This window comes from Francisella salimarina (genome assembly GCF_007923265.1).
Classification (GTDB): Bacteria; Pseudomonadota; Gammaproteobacteria; order Francisellales; family Francisellaceae; genus Francisella; species Francisella salimarina.
The window spans coordinates 266,977-284,557 of record NZ_VOJA01000001.1; the positions used below are offsets into that span (position 1 = coordinate 266,977).

The window sequence follows — 17,581 nt, forward strand, 5'->3', positions numbered from 1 at the left end:
TATATTTAATTCATAACTTGAGCTGATAACCTAAATTTCATAATTTCTTTGTTGATTTTGATAGCAGATAAAGACAAACTTGCTAATTAAATTTCTAAATCATATTTAAAAATATCATGAATATACAAAGAAAGGCCGTATTTGCCCTTTTTATAGTCACCATTCTTTGGGGAACAACATTTCCTCTAGTTAAGATCTCTCTTGAGTATGTCTCACCTGGGCTTTTTGTAGCTTTTAGACTAGGGTTATCATGCTTATTATTCTTACCTTTAATTTTAAGAGCTAGGTTTAATAATAAGCTCTACTTACTAAAAGTGGGGGCTATATTTGGCTCACTTGAAGGTATGAGTTTTTATTTTCAGACTCAAGGACTATACACCGTTTCATCAAGTGTTTCTGCATTTTTGACAGCTTTGAGTGTAATTATGATTCCTTTCATAGGAAGTCTTTTTAAGGTAGATCGATTAACAATTTATGGAATAGTTGCTTCTGGTGTTTCATTATTAGGGATATATGCACTATCTGGGGCAAGTTTTGATAACTTTACTATAGGTTATCTTTGGTCAGTATTATGCGCTCTGATGTATGCTGTATCAGTGGTATATCTTAGCTATGAAACTAGAAAAGATTATCGCAGCGAAGCTTTTAAAGACTTGCGTCTACTAATAATACTGCAAGTAGCTTTTGGTATACCTATGCCTTTGATAACAGATGTATCATCGTTTATGTATCTTCACTTTAACTATATATTAGTAATCGCTATAGTTTTTTGCTCAATTTCAACAATTACTTGCTACTACTTACAGAACACTTATCAAAAACATCTAAGTATGTCTCAAGTTGCTGTTATCTTCTCTTTTGAGCCTATTTTTGCGACAATTTTTGGGAAGCTTATCAACGATGAAAAAATATATTTATCAACTATTATTGGAGGCTCATTAATACTTGCAAGCTACTTTATAATTGAGATAGGAAATAGAAAAAGACAAAAATAAAACAGATTATATCCCCAATTTCATTTTAATTAAATCTAGGTATTAGATCCATGCGCATATTCACAATAGTATAACCATCTAGATTATTTAAACAACTATTATTACTCATAATACAATATGACTTTTTTGCTGCTTTCGTAAATAAAAATTCAAACACTGGTGTATTAACCGGATATTCTTTAGGTATTTTAGTGCTGCCTATAGCTGACTTAAGATTTGATTTAACCAGTGATGAAATAATATCAAATACTCCGTACGAGGATAATATATCATCAGAATAAATATTATCTTTAATATTAACTATTATCCTTTTTTTATTTTTTGAAGGAATAATGCTTATGTCATTATTAATAAAAACCGCATCATCTCCATCACTTAAATAATCTAATCTAATATTTTTTGCAGAAGTAAAGCTTTTAGAATCTTCAAAAGCAGCATCAAAAGTTGAAACCATATAGACACCGTTTTTTCCAAAAGCAGATACCTTAAAATGATTATTATTTGTCATAGATATCAATAAAGCTGTATTATCTTGATCAACTCCTAAACCTATATGCTTATTAGTATCTCTCATAGCTGATATAAGTCTACCAAGACGCCCCCTATCTCCAAAATGAGTATCAGTAATAACTTCATAAGGCAACATATTCAAACCAAACATTTTACCGCCATTTTCCTGATGCTGTATTTCAACTAATTGAGGATTTGAGTTAGTCCTTTGGTCTGCAAAACTGGTACCATCTAATTCACCATCTTTTACTTGTTTCTGTGCAAGACCCTGACTTTGATTAAAATATAAAATACCAAAAGAATCTTTTGCAGAATCATCGACTCCACCAAAAGTCATATTCCCCATAACTGCCATACCAGCAGATGTTCCAACAATTAAAGCGCCTTCATCATAACGTTGAGCTAAAACATTCATTAATGAATTATATGATCCATCATCTTTTAACCATGTTCTTGAATGATATGTCTGATTACCACCATTAAAAAATATAATATCTGCCTGCTCTATGATTTTGGCATTATACCCACCTTGTTCGGTATTAATGTCTGTGTTAGTTTTATAATTATCAATCTGTGCGTTGATATGTGCTGTCACAAAGCCATTGTCTTCAAATATTTTTTTATAGTATGGGTATACTATACTTTCTGCTGCATTTGTATTATCCGCAGCTGATGTTACAACCGCTACTTTAGGGCATTTTGTTGTATTCCAGCTACCACAAGATACTTCTCTATGTAACTGAAACCCTATTGAGTTTGCCATATCATCGTATATCGCAGGATATGTGTCATCGAGATTTCCACCAACTAGAAAGATTTTTTTATCTATAGCTTGTGAGCAATTAATCGACAAAACGATTAATGACATCAAAGATATTACTTTTTTCATAATGTATTACAAAACCACAGTTTTATTAGAATATTCTTTAAACTCTTGGATCAAAATTCATTTTTTCTTGCATTTGTTTATAGAACTCTTTTTTCTCATCAGTATCAGCAGCTGGTAATTTGACATCATAGACAATATAAAAATCTCCATCCCCAAGACCTTTACCTTTGATACGCATTTTACGCCCCGATTGACTACCCTCTGGTACTTTCATTTTCTTCTTACCATATGGAGTATCTATCTCTAATGATGTACCAAGAGCCGCCTCCCAAGGTGCTATATTAATATGCTCATAAATATCATTGCCATCAATCTTATAGTTTTTATGATCGACAACTTCAACTTTGATATACAAATCCCCAGCCGGAGCATTTGCTCCAATACCTGCACTACCTTTACCTTTGACACGTAGTTTTTTGCCATTAGCCATAGCAGGTGGTATTTTGACATCTACACTTTTGTGTTGCATAGTTGGCATACCGTTAGCACCTGCTTCTTGATAGCTATATGAAACTGTTCTAGAGCCACCTTTGATAGCATCTTCAACACTCAAACGTAAAGAGATGTTTATATCTTCACCTTTTCTAGCTCTTGGTTGACCTCCACCAAAGCCTCTTGCTCCAGCTCCGCCACCACCAAAAAGATCACCCAAAATATCTCCTAAATCCTCGAAGTTGAAACTTTGAGAGCTTCCTCCGCCTTGAGAGAAGCCACCAAAACCACCTCCAGCTCCGCCAAAACCGCCTTGCTGAACTTTGTCCCAGTTTTCTCCATAAGCATCATAGAGTTTTCTCTTTTCTTTATCTCCTAAGACATCATAAGCTGTTTGAATTTCTTTAAACTTATCCTCAGCCCCTTTTTCTTTGTTGACATCTGGATGGTATTTTTTTGCTAATCTTCTATATGCTTTTTTTAACTCAGCTTCTGAAGCATCTCTACTAACTCCTAGTAAAGAATAATAATCTGCCATATTTTAAACTCCCAAATACTTTCAAACATATCCAACAAGTAGATAATATGGATACATAGTTAATGTTATAAAATTTCCTGCTATTAGATATAGGGATTAATTAGCGAAAAACAAGTGATATGGTTAAATTATCTAAAAATTATTAAAAGTTTTATATATTACTTATTACTAGCAAGTGTATATATAAATCCAGCCAACAAAGCCCATGGACAATTAAATATAAGATTAGCGTAAAACACATCATTTCCAGCATTTGATGCGAAGAAGCCATCGCCGGAATAAGGCATTCTTATCATATAGTTAAAAAGTATAACTATCAAAGCCATAGCAGCACTTCTTACCCAAATATTCTTTGGGAATGGTGAAACAAGAATTAATGCCCATACACCGCCCCATATCATCATACGGTATAACTCTAGCTTTAGATCTTCATTTAGGTTTAAATTATGAGTTGTAACTAAAATCCAAATAATCTCTATAACCAGTCCACTGATTAATCCTGCCATATAGGCAGTAAATACTTTACTTAACAAATCTCTAATGCTATTCATAACAATTTCTCCAACCCTATTGCTGAATTGTCGCAATACTATAAATAACACCAGCAAGTAATGCCCATAAAGAATTAAAAACAATATTCATAACAAATACTGCTGTGCCAGCATTTATAGCAAAGAAACCCTGACCAGCTAATGGCATTTTAACCAAAAAGTTAAACAATATAACAGCTAAGCCAATAACTATGCTTTTGATAAGAATATTTTTGGATATCGGTAATGCAAATAATATAGCCCAAACACCACCCCACACCATTAAGCGATAAAGCGTGTATTTAAATTCATCATTAAGCTCAACTCCATGCTGACGAATAAAAATAAACAAAAAATATAAAACACAGGCACTAATTAATCCCGCCATAAAGCCCACAAAAGTTTTGTTTAAAAAATTTCTCATTATAATTGCTCCTTATTTTTTTTCGTGACAATAAAATTCATAACAACGATACAGCGTAGTCCATAAAACTAACAGTGTATAAATCAACCCTAGTACAAATACTGTGCTCGGTAATAAAATCATAACTATAAAAAAGATAAATGTTTCGGCTCTTTCAATCAAACCTGGGCTGTAGTAAAAACTTTTAGAAGACTCTTTTTGACTGAATATCCCTACTAGCAAAAAACTACTAATACAAACAATAATAGACATCATCATTAATAAACCAACCCATGCAATATCAAGTTGATTGATAAAAATAACGATAATAATAAAACTCTCTACAAAACGATCACTTAATATATCTAACATAGTTCCAAATGATGATGAGCTATTTTGTAGACGCGCAACTGAGCCATCTAAAATATCTAGATATCCTGATAACAGTAGCAAAAACACACACAAGTATTGATTCATAAAAAATGATACTGCAGCAACTAAACCACAGATTAAAGATAGTATTGTAACCATGTTAGGAGCTATTATTGGCGCTACAAGCTTAGCAACATTATCAACGAAGATTTTCTGAAAAGTTGGTCTGATTTTTTGTTCTATCATAACCTTTTACCAAATACTTTCATTAACAGTCTAACTAAGCGTCTAACTTTGTTACTATATAGCTTCGGTGTGAAATAACTTCCAGCAATTCTTTTGTTTAGCTCACTTAAAGTTGGATATGCCACAATATGAGAGGCTATATCTTTTATCTTTAGCTTGTTTTTAATTGCTAAAGTCCATTGTACAATTAGCTCACTAGCGCTTTCACCAACAATAGTAACCCCTAATATATATCCTTTTCGGCTAACAGCCACTTTGACTAAGCCATTAGTTGCTAGACTTGCGACTGCTCTATCATTATTCTGATATGACAATTTCAGAATTTTTGCACCTTGATCTTGAGCCTGTGAGATATCTTGACCAACATGTGCGATTTCAGGGCTAGTATATATAGACCATGGTAAGCTACTATAATCAACTTTTGCTGGTAACTTGAATAAGATATTTTGGATCACTATACCAGCATGATAGCCTGCCACATGAGTGAACTGATATCCTCCAGTGACATCGCCTATAGCATAGATATTTTTATAGTTTGTTCTCAAGCGCTTATCAACATTTATACCTCTAGAAGTATATCTAACACCCACATTATCTAGATTTAACTTAGCTAAATTTGGCTGTCTCCCAGCTGCAACTAATAGATGCGAGCCTTCGTAGTACTTATCGCCACAACAAACATTTATCTGTTGATTTTGCTGTTCAATCTCTGTGATATTTACATTTGTAATTATATTGATACCTAAACGATCAAACTCCTTAATCACAACTTTGCGACATTCACTATCAAGCATACCTAAGATAGTATCGGAAGCTTCAAAAATTGTAACTTGGCTACCCAACAAAGCATAAGCCTGTGCTAGCTCTACACCTATAGGTCCACCTCCGATAATCATCAAATGTTCTGGCTTTTCTTTAAGCTCAAAAATTGTTTCATTAGTTAGATAGTCAACCGTATCCAAACCTTTGATATTAGGAATACTTGCTCTTGAACCAGTAGCTATAACAATATATTTAGCCCTGATAATATTATCACCAGCTTTGACTGTATATCGATCAACTATCTCCGCATATTCTTGGATAACTTTGACGCCTAATTTCTCAAAACGCTCGACTGAGTCATGTGGCTCTATTTTTGCTATAGTAGCTTTGATATGTGCTTGTACCTTGGCGTAATCAATATCTATGCTATCTACATTTATACCAAACTCAGGAGCCTTATTTAGTTTTGTAATAACTCTTGAAGCTTCTATAATTGCCTTAGATGGCACACAACCATAATTAAGACAATCACCTCCCATCTTACCACCTTCACAGAGAACTACGCTTGCACCCATTTGTACTACACCAGCTGCTACAGAAAGTCCACCTGAACCACCACCTATAATACAAATATCTGTTTTAATCATAGCTACTTTCTCTTTTTAATAATTACTGGAACAATTGACAGTACAGCCAAGGCTATTAATGGCAAAATAAATTGAGGCTCTAATATGATGCCTAAGTTAATATCTGCTCCTTGCTGAATTACATAAGCAAAGCTTGTACCAACCCATACATAAACAACACTACCAGGAATTATCCCCAGTAGTGTTGCCCAGAAAAAATCTCTGAATTTCACACCAAACATACCAGCTGCGATATTTATAATAAAAAATGGAAATATAGGTATCAATCTAAGTATTAATAAATAATTAAAGACATCTTTTTCAAAACCTCGTCGCATTTTTTCGATACTGCCTTTAGCCTTGCTCTTTAGTGAATCTCCCAACGCTGTTCTAACAGCAATGAAAACTACACTTGCTCCTAATGTTGCAGCTAATACAACAATAATTGAACCTAATACCAAACCAAATAGTAAACCACCTAACAAAGTCATAATAGTAGCCCCTGGTATAGATAATGCTACAACAACTATGTATGCAACCGAAAACACTAACATACAAGCTAAAAAATGCTGATTAGCAAAGTCCAATATTGTTTGATAGTTATTTTTGAGTGCTTCAAGAGATAAATACTGCTGTCCACCAAAACTAAAGAAAGAGATTATGCCAATGATTAGTATTGCTATCGGAAAAAATTTATAAAATTTACTATTTGCCATTACTTCGCTATTATCTAATGTATCTAAATTACATAATATACTTATGCTCAAAGAAACTCATCAAATTTATTTAGCTGTAATTAACAAAGAAAATTATAAAACAGTATTTTATACCGAAGAAATTAAAACCCCTATTGGCAATCTGATTGCTATTGCTGATGATAATTACCTATATGCTTGCTTTTTTATTAATGATTCAAATATTTATGCTATAGAGAAATTATTAAAAACTTATAATGCAAAGATATTATTCAAAACAAATGAAATAACTAGCAAAGCTAGAAATCAACTTGATAAATACTTTGACAAAGAGTTAAAAACATTCTCTATCCCTCTACAACTAACTGGTACTGACTTTCAAAAACAAGTTTGGCATGAGCTGATAAAGATCCCTTATGGAGAAACAATCAGCTATCGTAAAGAAGCTACAAATATTGGTAAACCAACTGCTTTTAGAGCTGTAGCTAATGCTAACGGTAAAAATCTACTACCTATAATTATCCCTTGTCATCGAGTAATCAACTCCAACGGTAAACTTGGTGGCTATACTGGTGGATTATATAAAAAAGAGTTTTTGTTAAATCTAGAAACTAATTAGTGCTTGAAAGTAACTCTTGCATATAAGGTTTATTATAAAATTCTTTTTCTATGCAACCAAATCCATATCAGTGGAATTGCTATAATTATAATATCCGCTACAACCAAAATCATTGTATATTGGAAGACATTTTTAACATGTGAGAAGCTTGGTGGAAATAACCCAAGTATAAAGCCTAACATACACATAAATATTGCAACTAAAGACATAGTTACAAGTAACCAGTTAGAATTTCTCCTACCCACATGAAATACTCTATGAGTATCTGGTTGCGTAAATCTAAGTCTAATCGCTGCAGCAAAAACCATTATCCACATAACTACCGTAAACTGTGATGTAATAGCAATTAATAATGCGAATGCTGCATATACTGATGGCATCACTAAGAATACCGAAGATAGAACCAAAACTATCAAAATCTGAATAATTAGCATATTTACTGGCATACCAAATCTATTTTTACCTGCCATGATTTTTGGGAAAAGCTCCTGTTCTGCTGCTGTCTGCATACCACGAGCAGGCCCTAACACCCATGTACTAAGAGCCGCTAACATACCCAAACTTATCATTACCACAACTACTGGCTTAACATTACCTAAGCCTATTATGTTTAATACTTGTGAGATGCCCTGTATCAGACCATTTAAAACATTAACATCTTGTACAGGAATAATAATAGTTAAACCAACCGTTGTTAAAATAGTTAATGATACTATTATCAAAGTAGCTATAAGTATTGATTTGGGAATATTTTTCTGAGGATTTTCGATATTTGTCATATGGAAAGCTACTGACTGAATACCTGAGTATGAAGATAAAGTCTTAACTAAAAGAGCATAAGTACCTACAGAAAACACTGGTAAAAGATCACTAAAACCATGATATTCCAAATTACTTTGCCCAGTAACTAAGAAATATACTGCACCAGAAATTAATAGTATTCCTGGAATTATCATACCAAATACTGCACCAATAATATTTAGCACAACAACTTTTCGTAATGGTAAGCAGTTAAATAAACTTATAGCGATAAATACAGCAACCATTATTAACCAAAAAGTAACACTTGTTTGAGTATTCTCAGCAAAACCTCTAAAACCAATATATGAAAATGTCGCGATTAATGCTGTCACAGAACTTGGGAAGCCTACCACATTATTAAACCACTCCAACCACATTGCAAGTACACCGGCTTTTTCACCAAGACCTGCTTTGACCCAGCTAAATACACCGCCATTATTTTGCGTTATCATACTACTAAGCTCAGCACAAATAAGCGATGTTGGTAACAAAAATGTAACTGCAGCAATTAGATAAAAGAAAACACTTTGTAAACCAATTGTTGCCATATAAGCTATCGAACTTAAACTAATTATCGCTGAGATATTTAGCATTGTTAGCGATAGTGTCGAAATTTTTTTGTTAGATATATGCATAATTTAAATAAACCTTATATAAAATACTCTTGAACAGTTGGTCTTAGATTATATTCACTAGCTAAAACCTTACCATAAGCTCCTGCTGAATATATAGCTAATAAGTCACCACGCTTTATTTTAGGAAGCTGATAATATTTTGCAAATACATCACTAGATTCACAGATAGGCCCAACTATATGATAATGTTGCTTTTCATCGACACTTTCATCAATCAAAGCCTCAATCTTGTGTTGCGCTTGATACAATGCTGGTCTAATAAGCTCTGTCATACCTGCATCTATAATCGCAAAATGAGTATCTTGAGTCACCTTATTAAATAATACCTGTGATACAAGCACGCCTGACTGCCCTACTAATGATCTACCAAGCTCAAAATGTAGCTTAACATCATCACAATACTCAAAAAACTCTCTAAATCTAGCAAAATAGTTATCAAAGTCCACTATAGGATTCTGATGTGGATTTTGATAATCAATCCCCAAACCACCACCAAAATTAATATGTTCAATATCAATATCATTTTGCTTGAGAAGTTTTATATGCTCATTTGTGGTTATAGCTAGTGATTGAAAAACCTGATAATTCAATATCTGTGAACCGACATGGTAATGTAACCCTATAATATTTATGTTGTCAAAGTTTTGAAAATCATTTTTTAACCAATTAAGAATATTAGCAAAAGCAATGCCAAACTTATCATCAAATTGCCCTGTACTTATATAATGATGAGTCTGTGCATCTATATTTGGATTAACTCTCAGACAAATATTTACATGTTTATTCTTCGAAGATGCTATTTGGCTAATAACCTCTATCTCTTCTAAGGACTCGCTGTTAAAAGCAAAAATATCATTATCAATAGCCAATTCAATCTCCCAATCAGCTTTGCCAACTCCTGCAAAAACAATATTCTGAGGATCTACATTCTGCTCAAGTGCCCTTTTAATCTCACCGCCACTTACACAATCAATCCCCATACCATATTTCTTAGCAATACTTACTATCTTTGGATGATGATTTGCCTTAATTGCATAATGAATCTCAGCATTTTTGAAATTTTTATCTAATGCTTTTTTTGCACTAGCAAATGTATCTTCTAAAAGTCTACTATCATATATATAACATGGTGTTGTGAGTTTATGCTCTTTTATATAATTAGCTAGTCTAGCTTTATCAAAAACTATATAGTTACTCATTTAATTATCCTTTTTAATATAAAATCGGCAAATGCCAATCATTTTGTACTTGTTTATAAACATCTTGAGTTAATTGCACCAACATAGGATTTTTATTCATATCCAAATAAGATTGAATATCTCTAATATCATCCTCTGCCATAGCAGTACATCCTTCTGTACCTGTCGTCGAAGACTTCCAGATATGCATAAAAATACAAGAGCCTTTTTTGGCTATCGCTGGATTAGTATTGTACAAAATCTCTACACCATATTTATAGATAGCAATCTCTGACATATTTTCAGCTGATAGCCAATCTTTATCATCAATAAGATTACTATTAACTATTTGGTTATAGTATTTTGAATTACTATCATCTACACATTCGATTCCAGTTTTTAGCTGTATATATTCAACTACTGAGATATTAGCAAATCCAAAAGTTTTACCAATATCGAAAATACCTGCTGGTGACTTACTATCACCTTCTTTTTTTAAGTCAGTATCTGCTAGATTTTGATATATGCTATCTGCCCAAGCTAAGCCATTTTTACCAACTACTACAGCAGTTGCTAATTTCTTAGCCAACCAATTATTTTTATTGTCTTTTTCAAAAAACCAAAGCTTCCCCGATACACTCTGCCAATTTGATGTGGTTACTACAATTAATTGCTTAGCCTTTGATATTTTTTGTATACTTAGATTTTGACTAACCATTTTGTCCTCCTAAACTTCAATCAATAAAATAAATTTAAAGGATAAGAGGTTTTCGCTTAGTGTATGTTTTATGGTTTTTGGGTATTAATGAATAATTTATTTTGATATAAAAGTTTGAAATATACATACACTATTCTCCTAATGTTAGAGGTTCCAAATGCGACTCATAAAGTTATAACCAAATGACATACTCATGCTCTATTCCTTTTGGTTTAATTTAACGAAAAATATTATTTATCTCATTAGACTAAACAATAATCAATAAGTTGTAAAATATTTTGTATATTAAATTAGATTATTTGGTTTTTATTAATAAAATATTATTATAAAATCATGTTAATTAAACCAAGTTCGTTGTAAACTGATTTGGTAAAATGCAAACTTGTATATGTAGGATATTCTCTTATATTTTATTCATCATGAAAGATCATGACTGAGTTTACTTGGTATATGAGAAATATTCTAAATAAATTTTCAAATCACAAAGGAGATGCATAAATGAATGCTCAGAAATATATTGATAGCGTAATTGCTGATGTTGAAAAAAGAGACGGACATGAAAAGGAATTCATCCAAGCCGTTAAAGAAGTATTTTCTACTCTTAAACCAGCTCTAGAACAAAACCCTAAGTATATCGAAGAAAATATCTTAGGACGTATTGTTGAACCTGAAAGAGGCATCTCTTTTAGAGTACCATGGGTTGATAGAAATGGTGACGTACAAGTTAACAGAGGTTTCAGATACCAGTTTAACGGAGCTATCGGTCCTTTCAAAGGTGGTATTAGATTCCATCCTAGCGTATATTCTGGAATCATCAAATTCTTAGGTTTTGAGCAGGTTTTCAAAAATAGCTTAACTACACTTCCAATGGGCGGTGGTAAAGGTGGTGCTGACTTTGACCCTAAAGGCAAAACAGAGCAAGAAATCATGAACTTCTGTCAAAGTTTTATGATGGAATTACAGCGTCATATTGGCCCAGACAGAGACGTTCCTGCTGGAGATATTGGTGTTGGTGGTAGAGAAATTGGCTATATGTATGGCCAATACAGAAGAGTAAGAAATTCTTTTGAAAATGGTGTATTAACTGGTAAGTCGTTAGAGTCTGGTGGAAGCTTGATTCGTCCAGAAGCTACTGGTTACGGTGCTGTTTTCTTCTTAGATGAAATGCTCAAGCATGATGGTGAAACTATGGAAGGTAAAACTATTGTGACATCTGGCTATGGTAACGTTGCTTGGGGTGTATGTAAAAAAGTTGCACAACTTGGTGGTAAAGTTGTTACTATTTCTGGCTCAAAAGGATTCGTACATGATCCTGAAGGTATCACAACAGATGAGAAGATTGAATTCTTACTTAAAATTCGCGAAGGTAAAGCTTCTATGCAAGACTATGCTAAAGAATTCAATGCTAGCTGGCATCCAGGTGAGAAGCCTTGGGGAGTCAAAGCAGATATCGCTATCCCTGCAGCTACTCAAAATGAAATTGATGTTGAAGAAGCTCAAAAGCTTATTGATGCTGGTGTTAAATATGTTGTTGAAGCATCTAACATGCCTACAACTAACGAAGCAATCGAATTCTTAATGAAAAAAGGCGTATGCCTAGCTCCAGGTAAAGCTGCCAATGCTGGTGGTGTTGCGGTTTCTGGTTTAGAAATGAGTCAAAACTCTGCTAGATTGGCATGGACAGCAGAAGAAGTTGAAGCTAAGTTACAACAAATTATGGCTAACATATTCCACGCTTGTAAGTTTGCTAGTAGCAAATACAACCTAGGATACAACTTGGTTGCTGGTGCAAACTTGGCCGGCTTTGAGAAAGTTGCAGAAGCTATGATTCAACAAGGTAGATATTAGTATCTAAAATTTATATTACATATATACTGCTAGTGACTATTCAATCACTAGCAAAATCTGCTAAAATCACTTTCTCTTAAAGTTCTTTCTTAAAACAAATTGATTAAACAAAATAATTTTACGTCCAATAACTATAAGCATAGGGTAAGAATGCTTATATTACTGTCATTCCCCATATTGATGGGCATGAGTATAGATTTATTTGCACCATCTTTACCAGGTATAAGTATTTCATTAAATACTACAGCATCTATTTCAAAGATGGTGATCTCAATATATCTGATAGGATATGCTATTGGTAATCTGCTAATAGGTATCATTACTGATGGTATAGGTCGCAAAGTTCTACTTAGATCATCATGCGTACTATTTGTGATAGTTAGCTTACTACCTACTCTAATACCAAACGAATATGTATTGCTAGGTTCAAGATTTTCTCAAGGGTTCCTTATGGGGTCAATGGGAGTTGTTACTCGAGGAGTTTTTTCAGATATTCTGCCACCTGAGAAGCTACTAAAACTTGGGCCAACAATGGGATTTTTATGGGGATTAGGACCTATTGCAGGACCTATAATCGGCGGCTTCTTACAAGATGCTTTTGGTTGGAAATCTGGATTTTACTTCTTTAGCATAGTAGTAGCATTGCTGACAATATTAGTTTTTATCTATATCCCAGAAACGCTTAGCAAAAAATCAAAACTAAGCATAACTAAAATCAAACAAGATATAATAGAGGTTGTAACTAATAGAGAATTCATGACTCTCTGTGTAGCTATGGGGATAGCTTATTCACTTATCATTAGTTTCAATACTTTGGGACCTTTTTTAATTCAAGATGTAATGGGATATTCAGCCGCTTACTTTGGTAAATTAGCTATATTTTTAGGCTGCGCTTTCCTACCAGCACCGATACTTGGGCGTAGATTATTAGATCACTATCCTGTTGGTAAAATATTTTTTGTAGTTATACATCTATTTATAGTATTGACTAGTATTTTCTTTATAATTAGCTTAATAAGCAATAATATATCTTTGATCATTATTGCTACTATGGCTGTTTATTTCACATGTGGATCAATTTTTCCATTATCGATGGGTAAAGGTATATCAATGTTTCGCCATATCCCTGGAACTGCAGCAGCAATTATGTATTTTGTGAATATCTCAATGACTAGTCTAACATCATTTTTACAAAGCTACGTTCATGCTCACAGTATTACAAATATTATAAGCATTTACTTGGTTTTAATGTTTATAATTGTTGGGTTATACTGGTATAAACTAAAGGATCTTTAAAGTCTTATGTCTATAAAAAGCTATGATGTAATAATAATTGGTGCAGGCGCTGCTGGACTTATGTGTGCTATAGAAGCTGCTAAAAGAGGGCGTAGTGTACTAGTATTAGACCATGCCAATAAAGTAGGCAAAAAGATTCTAATGTCTGGTGGTGGAAGGTGTAATTTCACAAATTATAACATAGCCACTGATAGATACTTAGCAGATAATCAACACTTCATGAAATCCGCACTATCAAGATATACCCAATGGGATTTCATCAGCTTGGTTAGTGAATACAACATTCCTTATCATGAGAAGACTCTAGGCCAGCTTTTTTGTGATAACAAAGCTAAAGATATCGTTAATATGCTTCTAGATGAGTGCCAAAAATATCAAGCTAAGATACAACTACATACAACTATTGATAGCGCCATAAAAAAAGAAGACTTATTTTATCTAAAATCTAATTCTGGCGAATATGCATGCCAGTCACTGGTGATTGCTACCGGTGGCTTATCTATACCTACTATGGGTGCAACTGGATTTGGTTATAAAATCGCTAAAAAATTTGGATTAAAGGTTAATCCTCAAAGAGCTGGTCTTGTGCCTTTTATTTTCAGCTCAGAAGATCAACAAAAGTTTGGACAATTACGTGGAGTATCAACTTATTGTAGAGTTTCAAACAATCGAGCAAGCTTCGACGAAAACATTCTTTTTACACATAAGGGATTAAGTGGTCCAGCAATTTTACAAATATCATCTTATTGGCATTCAGGAGAAAGTGTTGAAATTAATCTTTCTCCAAATATAAATATTGCTGATTTTTTGATTTCGAAAAAAGAACAAGGTTCAAAAGTCACTTTAAAAAATACTCTATCGGAGCTACTACCAAAAAATCTTATTAGTACATTTTTTGAGAACTTTCTACTTGAAAAAAGAATTTGTGATTTGTCTACTGAACAAATAAATAAGATTCATCAACAGCTCCATGAGTGGGTAATATACCCTCAAACAACAGAGGGCTACCGAACTGCAGAAGTTACCTTGGGTGGTATCAGTTGTGATGAAATATCATCAAAAACTCTTGAAGCAAATAAAGTCAAAGGTTTATACTTTATTGGCGAAGTTATTGATGTAACTGGATGGCTAGGTGGATATAATTTTCAATGGGCTTGGGCTTCTGGTTGGGCCTCGGGACAAGTTGTATAAATCTAATCGCTAAGCTATAATTAAATAAATATTTTTCGGGTCAAATATTTTAATATGAAAATACCTAATGAGAAAGAATTTGCTATAAAAAAAGCTATTCTAAAAGCTATTGAACAGGGCTATAGCGTTGCCCAATTAGCAGATGGTTTTGGAGTTTCTAGAAGTTTAATATACAAATATCGTAGGGCACTCAGAGACCAGGGTTTCATCAAAAAAAATGAAAATGATGTTTATGTTATAACTGAGAATAAATTCTCTATGAAGCCCGAAGCCCCAAAAACTGCTAGCCTTGATTTAAAATATACTGATTTAAATGACCCAAATATTTATTCTGAAGAAATACAGCTAACTGAAGAAGAGACTTCTCCTAATGAGGACTGTCTGCAAAGTAACGATTCAGAAAATATAGAATCTATTCAAAACTCCGTAGATCAAATGCATAAGCTTAACGAACTAAAGAGAGCCAATAAATCGCGAACTAAAAAAGGGTTTCTAAACAAAGTCTTTGGCAAAATAAAAAAGATAATTTAAGGAAAGAACATGACAAAAATTATTGAAGACATTTCAGAATTTGCACACAAAAACCATATATCAGAAGAAACTGTAAAAGAGTTAATTGCTCACTTTACTAATGATGTTGAGAAAATCCAAAAATTTATTTTAGAGAAAACAGAATGTATTTTTGATGCTAATATTAGAAATCTAGAAATAAAAGAAGCCCTTAAAAATCTTAAATAATTTTTGTCTTCAAAGTCATCTCTATGCTGCTATTGATTGTGTAGTACTCTTCAAATTATTCAATGAATTCTTCGCATTAACAATATTAGGGCTATAAATATCTTTAGAATCTTGCAATGCTTTTCTTACTACACTTACATCTTGCCCTGAAGACTGAGACTCTTGTAAATTAGCGTACAATAATGCAATGATACCAGCAACATGAGGAGTAGCCATAGATGTACCCTGCATATAACCATATTCATAGTTATTTAAAGTAGAGTATATTTGAGCTGTTTTGCCATAATTATAACTATCTCCACCTGGAGCTCTAACAACTAGACTGTTTACTACCCACTTTAGTATCCCATCAGGAGCATAGTATGTCGAGTAAGGCGCTAACAATCCTTCCGGCCCTGTAGATTCAACAACTATAGCATTAATATCTCTACAGCCTGATGGTATGTCATTAAATAAATTTTTACCATCATTACCTGCGGCAATAACTACTGTCACACCTCTTTCATGTGCAGCTTGAATGGCCTCTTTCCATGCTGGGCATAATGTGCCCATATAGTTTTCTCTCCACTCATCTCGACTGACTATAGGCTGTCCAGTGTATGGATCAATTCTAGACATCCCAAGGCTAAGATTGATAACTTTAACTGGAGCTTTGTTGTCCTCTAAATATTGCCCACTACTATTTTTTGCATATACTTGCGCTCCTGCTGCCCATTTGACAGATTCTAAAATAGCATAAGTATCACCACTGCCATCATCTCCTAAAGCTCTAATAGGCAAAATCTTAATACTATCTATTGGCCCTGCAACACCTTTGACTTTAGGACCATTTGCAGCCACTGTCCCTGCTACATGTGTACCATGAAAACTACCATTATCATAGATATTGCTAGATACTCTAAGCTCTCTATTCTTCATAAAAAAATAGTAATGGCTATGATCTCTATCTATTTTTTTTGATATATCTTCAGGAGCAGCATAAGCTAATCCTGAATCAATTACAGCGACATCAACTCTCTTTGGGTTATCTAAAACTAAGTCCCATGCACCATAAGCATCAATCCCACCTGTGACCTCTTTCGGACTCTGCATATCCCACTGTTGTCCCCAGCTTATGATGTTATTTTGAAAGTTAGTCGTATTGGTTGTTTGTGTATTGTTTAAATCATAAGCATACATTTTTGAATTTTTTGGGATAGCATATTCAACATTTGGATTACTATCCATAAAATTTTTGGCAGCGGCATAAGCATTATTGTTTGATACCTTTTGGGCTGCACTACTTGACTGAGTTTTTAAACTAGTAGTAGTTGGCCGTAAAGCCTGGCCATCACTTACTTTTACAACTTTTGTTCTCGAATCTATATCTTCAAGGACTTGATAGTTTTGAACTGTACTCATAGTAGCTACAGAATTAGCACTAACAGTCCCTATTTTATTTTGATTATCTTTATACTTAACGATTAACTCAATATCGTTTGCATACGCTGAGGCATACAAAGAAGCTCCTATTAAAAATATTTTTTTAAACATATAGTTTGTCCTTAAGTTGTATATTT

The 17,581-nt window shown here is 33.4% G+C and carries 18 protein-coding genes; 7 read left to right on the forward strand and 11 right to left on the reverse strand.

Annotated features, from left to right (window positions below; all coding sequences use genetic code 11):
• The first annotated feature begins 116 nt into the window (after positions 1–116).
• Complete coding sequence (locus tag FQ699_RS01255; protein WP_146420789.1) at positions 117–995, forward strand: DMT family transporter; 879 nt, start codon at positions 117–119, stop codon at positions 993–995.
• Positions 996–1,020: 25 nt separating this feature from the next.
• Here FQ699_RS01255 and FQ699_RS01260 read toward each other — a convergent pair whose 3' ends face one another.
• From FQ699_RS01260 to FQ699_RS01290, 7 genes are all read right to left on the reverse strand, one after another.
• Positions 1,021–2,394 carry a cyanophycinase gene (locus tag FQ699_RS01260; RefSeq protein ID WP_146420790.1) on the reverse strand — a complete coding sequence of 458 codons (1,374 nt, stop codon included), beginning with the start codon at positions 2,392–2,394 and terminating at the stop codon, positions 1,021–1,023.
• A 37-nt stretch (positions 2,395–2,431) separates the two neighbouring features.
• Positions 2,432–3,364 carry a DnaJ C-terminal domain-containing protein gene (locus FQ699_RS01265; RefSeq protein ID WP_146420791.1) on the reverse strand — a complete coding sequence of 311 codons (933 nt, stop codon included), beginning with the start codon at positions 3,362–3,364 and terminating at the stop codon, positions 2,432–2,434.
• A 158-nt stretch (positions 3,365–3,522) separates the two neighbouring features.
• Positions 3,523–3,915 (reverse strand): membrane lipoprotein, encoded by a 393-nt coding sequence (locus FQ699_RS01270; protein ID WP_146420792.1) that lies wholly within the window; start codon positions 3,913–3,915, stop codon positions 3,523–3,525.
• Between the two features lie 16 nt (positions 3,916–3,931).
• A complete protein-coding gene (locus FQ699_RS01275) occupies positions 3,932–4,318 on the reverse strand; it encodes a hypothetical protein (protein WP_004287132.1) in 387 nt (128 codons plus the stop codon).
• A 12-nt stretch (positions 4,319–4,330) separates the two neighbouring features.
• The gene (locus FQ699_RS01280) at positions 4,331–4,915 is read right to left on the reverse strand and encodes a CDP-alcohol phosphatidyltransferase family protein (RefSeq protein ID WP_146420793.1); all 585 of its coding nucleotides are present in this window, start codon (positions 4,913–4,915) and stop codon (positions 4,331–4,333) included.
• Positions 4,912–6,324, reverse strand: coding sequence for a dihydrolipoyl dehydrogenase family protein (locus FQ699_RS01285; protein ID WP_146420794.1), 1,413 nt, complete (start codon positions 6,322–6,324; stop codon positions 4,912–4,914). Before FQ699_RS01285 ends, FQ699_RS01280 begins: the two co-directional genes overlap by 4 nt.
• Positions 6,325–6,326: 2 nt before the next feature.
• Positions 6,327–7,019: a TVP38/TMEM64 family protein gene (locus tag FQ699_RS01290; RefSeq protein ID WP_146420795.1), complete on the reverse strand. Its 693-nt coding sequence runs from the start codon at positions 7,017–7,019 to the stop codon at positions 6,327–6,329.
• 43 nt (positions 7,020–7,062) lie between these two features.
• Here FQ699_RS01290 and FQ699_RS01295 point away from each other — a divergent pair, with 43 nt between their 5' ends.
• Entirely contained in the window at positions 7,063–7,617 is a 555-nt protein-coding gene (locus FQ699_RS01295; RefSeq protein WP_146420796.1) for a methylated-DNA--[protein]-cysteine S-methyltransferase, read from the forward strand.
• A gap of 32 nt (positions 7,618–7,649) precedes the next feature.
• On the opposite strand, the gene FQ699_RS01300 is transcribed toward FQ699_RS01295, so the two are convergent.
• The 3 genes from FQ699_RS01300 to FQ699_RS01310 are packed head-to-tail and all read right to left on the reverse strand — an operon-like array spanning position 7,650 to position 10,949.
• Positions 7,650–9,053, reverse strand: coding sequence for an APC family permease (locus FQ699_RS01300; protein ID WP_146420797.1), 1,404 nt, complete (start codon positions 9,051–9,053; stop codon positions 7,650–7,652).
• Between the two features lie 14 nt (positions 9,054–9,067).
• Positions 9,068–10,252, reverse strand: a complete 1,185-nt coding sequence (gene lysA, locus FQ699_RS01305; RefSeq protein ID WP_146420798.1) for a diaminopimelate decarboxylase — start codon at positions 10,250–10,252, stop codon at positions 9,068–9,070.
• Between the two features lie 13 nt (positions 10,253–10,265).
• Positions 10,266–10,949, reverse strand: a complete 684-nt coding sequence (locus FQ699_RS01310; RefSeq protein ID WP_146420799.1) for a L,D-transpeptidase family protein — start codon at positions 10,947–10,949, stop codon at positions 10,266–10,268.
• Between the two features lie 498 nt (positions 10,950–11,447).
• Here FQ699_RS01310 and gdhA point away from each other — a divergent pair, with 498 nt between their 5' ends.
• The 5 genes from gdhA (at position 11,448) to FQ699_RS01335 (ending at position 16,022) form a co-directional block, all read left to right on the forward strand.
• The gene (gene gdhA, locus FQ699_RS01315) at positions 11,448–12,797 is read left to right on the forward strand and encodes an NADP-specific glutamate dehydrogenase (RefSeq protein ID WP_146420800.1); all 1,350 of its coding nucleotides are present in this window, start codon (positions 11,448–11,450) and stop codon (positions 12,795–12,797) included.
• 150 nt (positions 12,798–12,947) lie between these two features.
• Entirely contained in the window at positions 12,948–14,093 is a 1,146-nt protein-coding gene (locus FQ699_RS01320; RefSeq protein ID WP_146420801.1) for an MFS transporter, read from the forward strand.
• Positions 14,094–14,099: 6 nt separating this feature from the next.
• The gene (locus FQ699_RS01325; protein ID WP_146420802.1) at positions 14,100–15,284 is read left to right on the forward strand and encodes a BaiN/RdsA family NAD(P)/FAD-dependent oxidoreductase; all 1,185 of its coding nucleotides are present in this window, start codon (positions 14,100–14,102) and stop codon (positions 15,282–15,284) included.
• Between the two features lie 54 nt (positions 15,285–15,338).
• Complete coding sequence (locus tag FQ699_RS01330; RefSeq protein ID WP_013922471.1) at positions 15,339–15,815, forward strand: FTL_1293 family small RNA FtrC-regulated protein; 477 nt, start codon at positions 15,339–15,341, stop codon at positions 15,813–15,815.
• A gap of 9 nt (positions 15,816–15,824) precedes the next feature.
• A complete protein-coding gene (locus tag FQ699_RS01335) occupies positions 15,825–16,022 on the forward strand; it encodes a hypothetical protein (RefSeq protein ID WP_146420803.1) in 198 nt (65 codons plus the stop codon).
• Positions 16,023–16,043: 21 nt separating this feature from the next.
• Here the strand turns inward: FQ699_RS01335 and FQ699_RS01340 are convergent, their stop codons facing one another.
• On the reverse strand, positions 16,044–17,555 hold the full coding sequence (locus FQ699_RS01340; RefSeq protein WP_146420804.1) for a S8 family serine peptidase: 1,512 nt from the start codon (positions 17,553–17,555) through the stop codon (positions 16,044–16,046).
• Between the last annotated feature and the right edge of the window lie 26 nt (positions 17,556–17,581).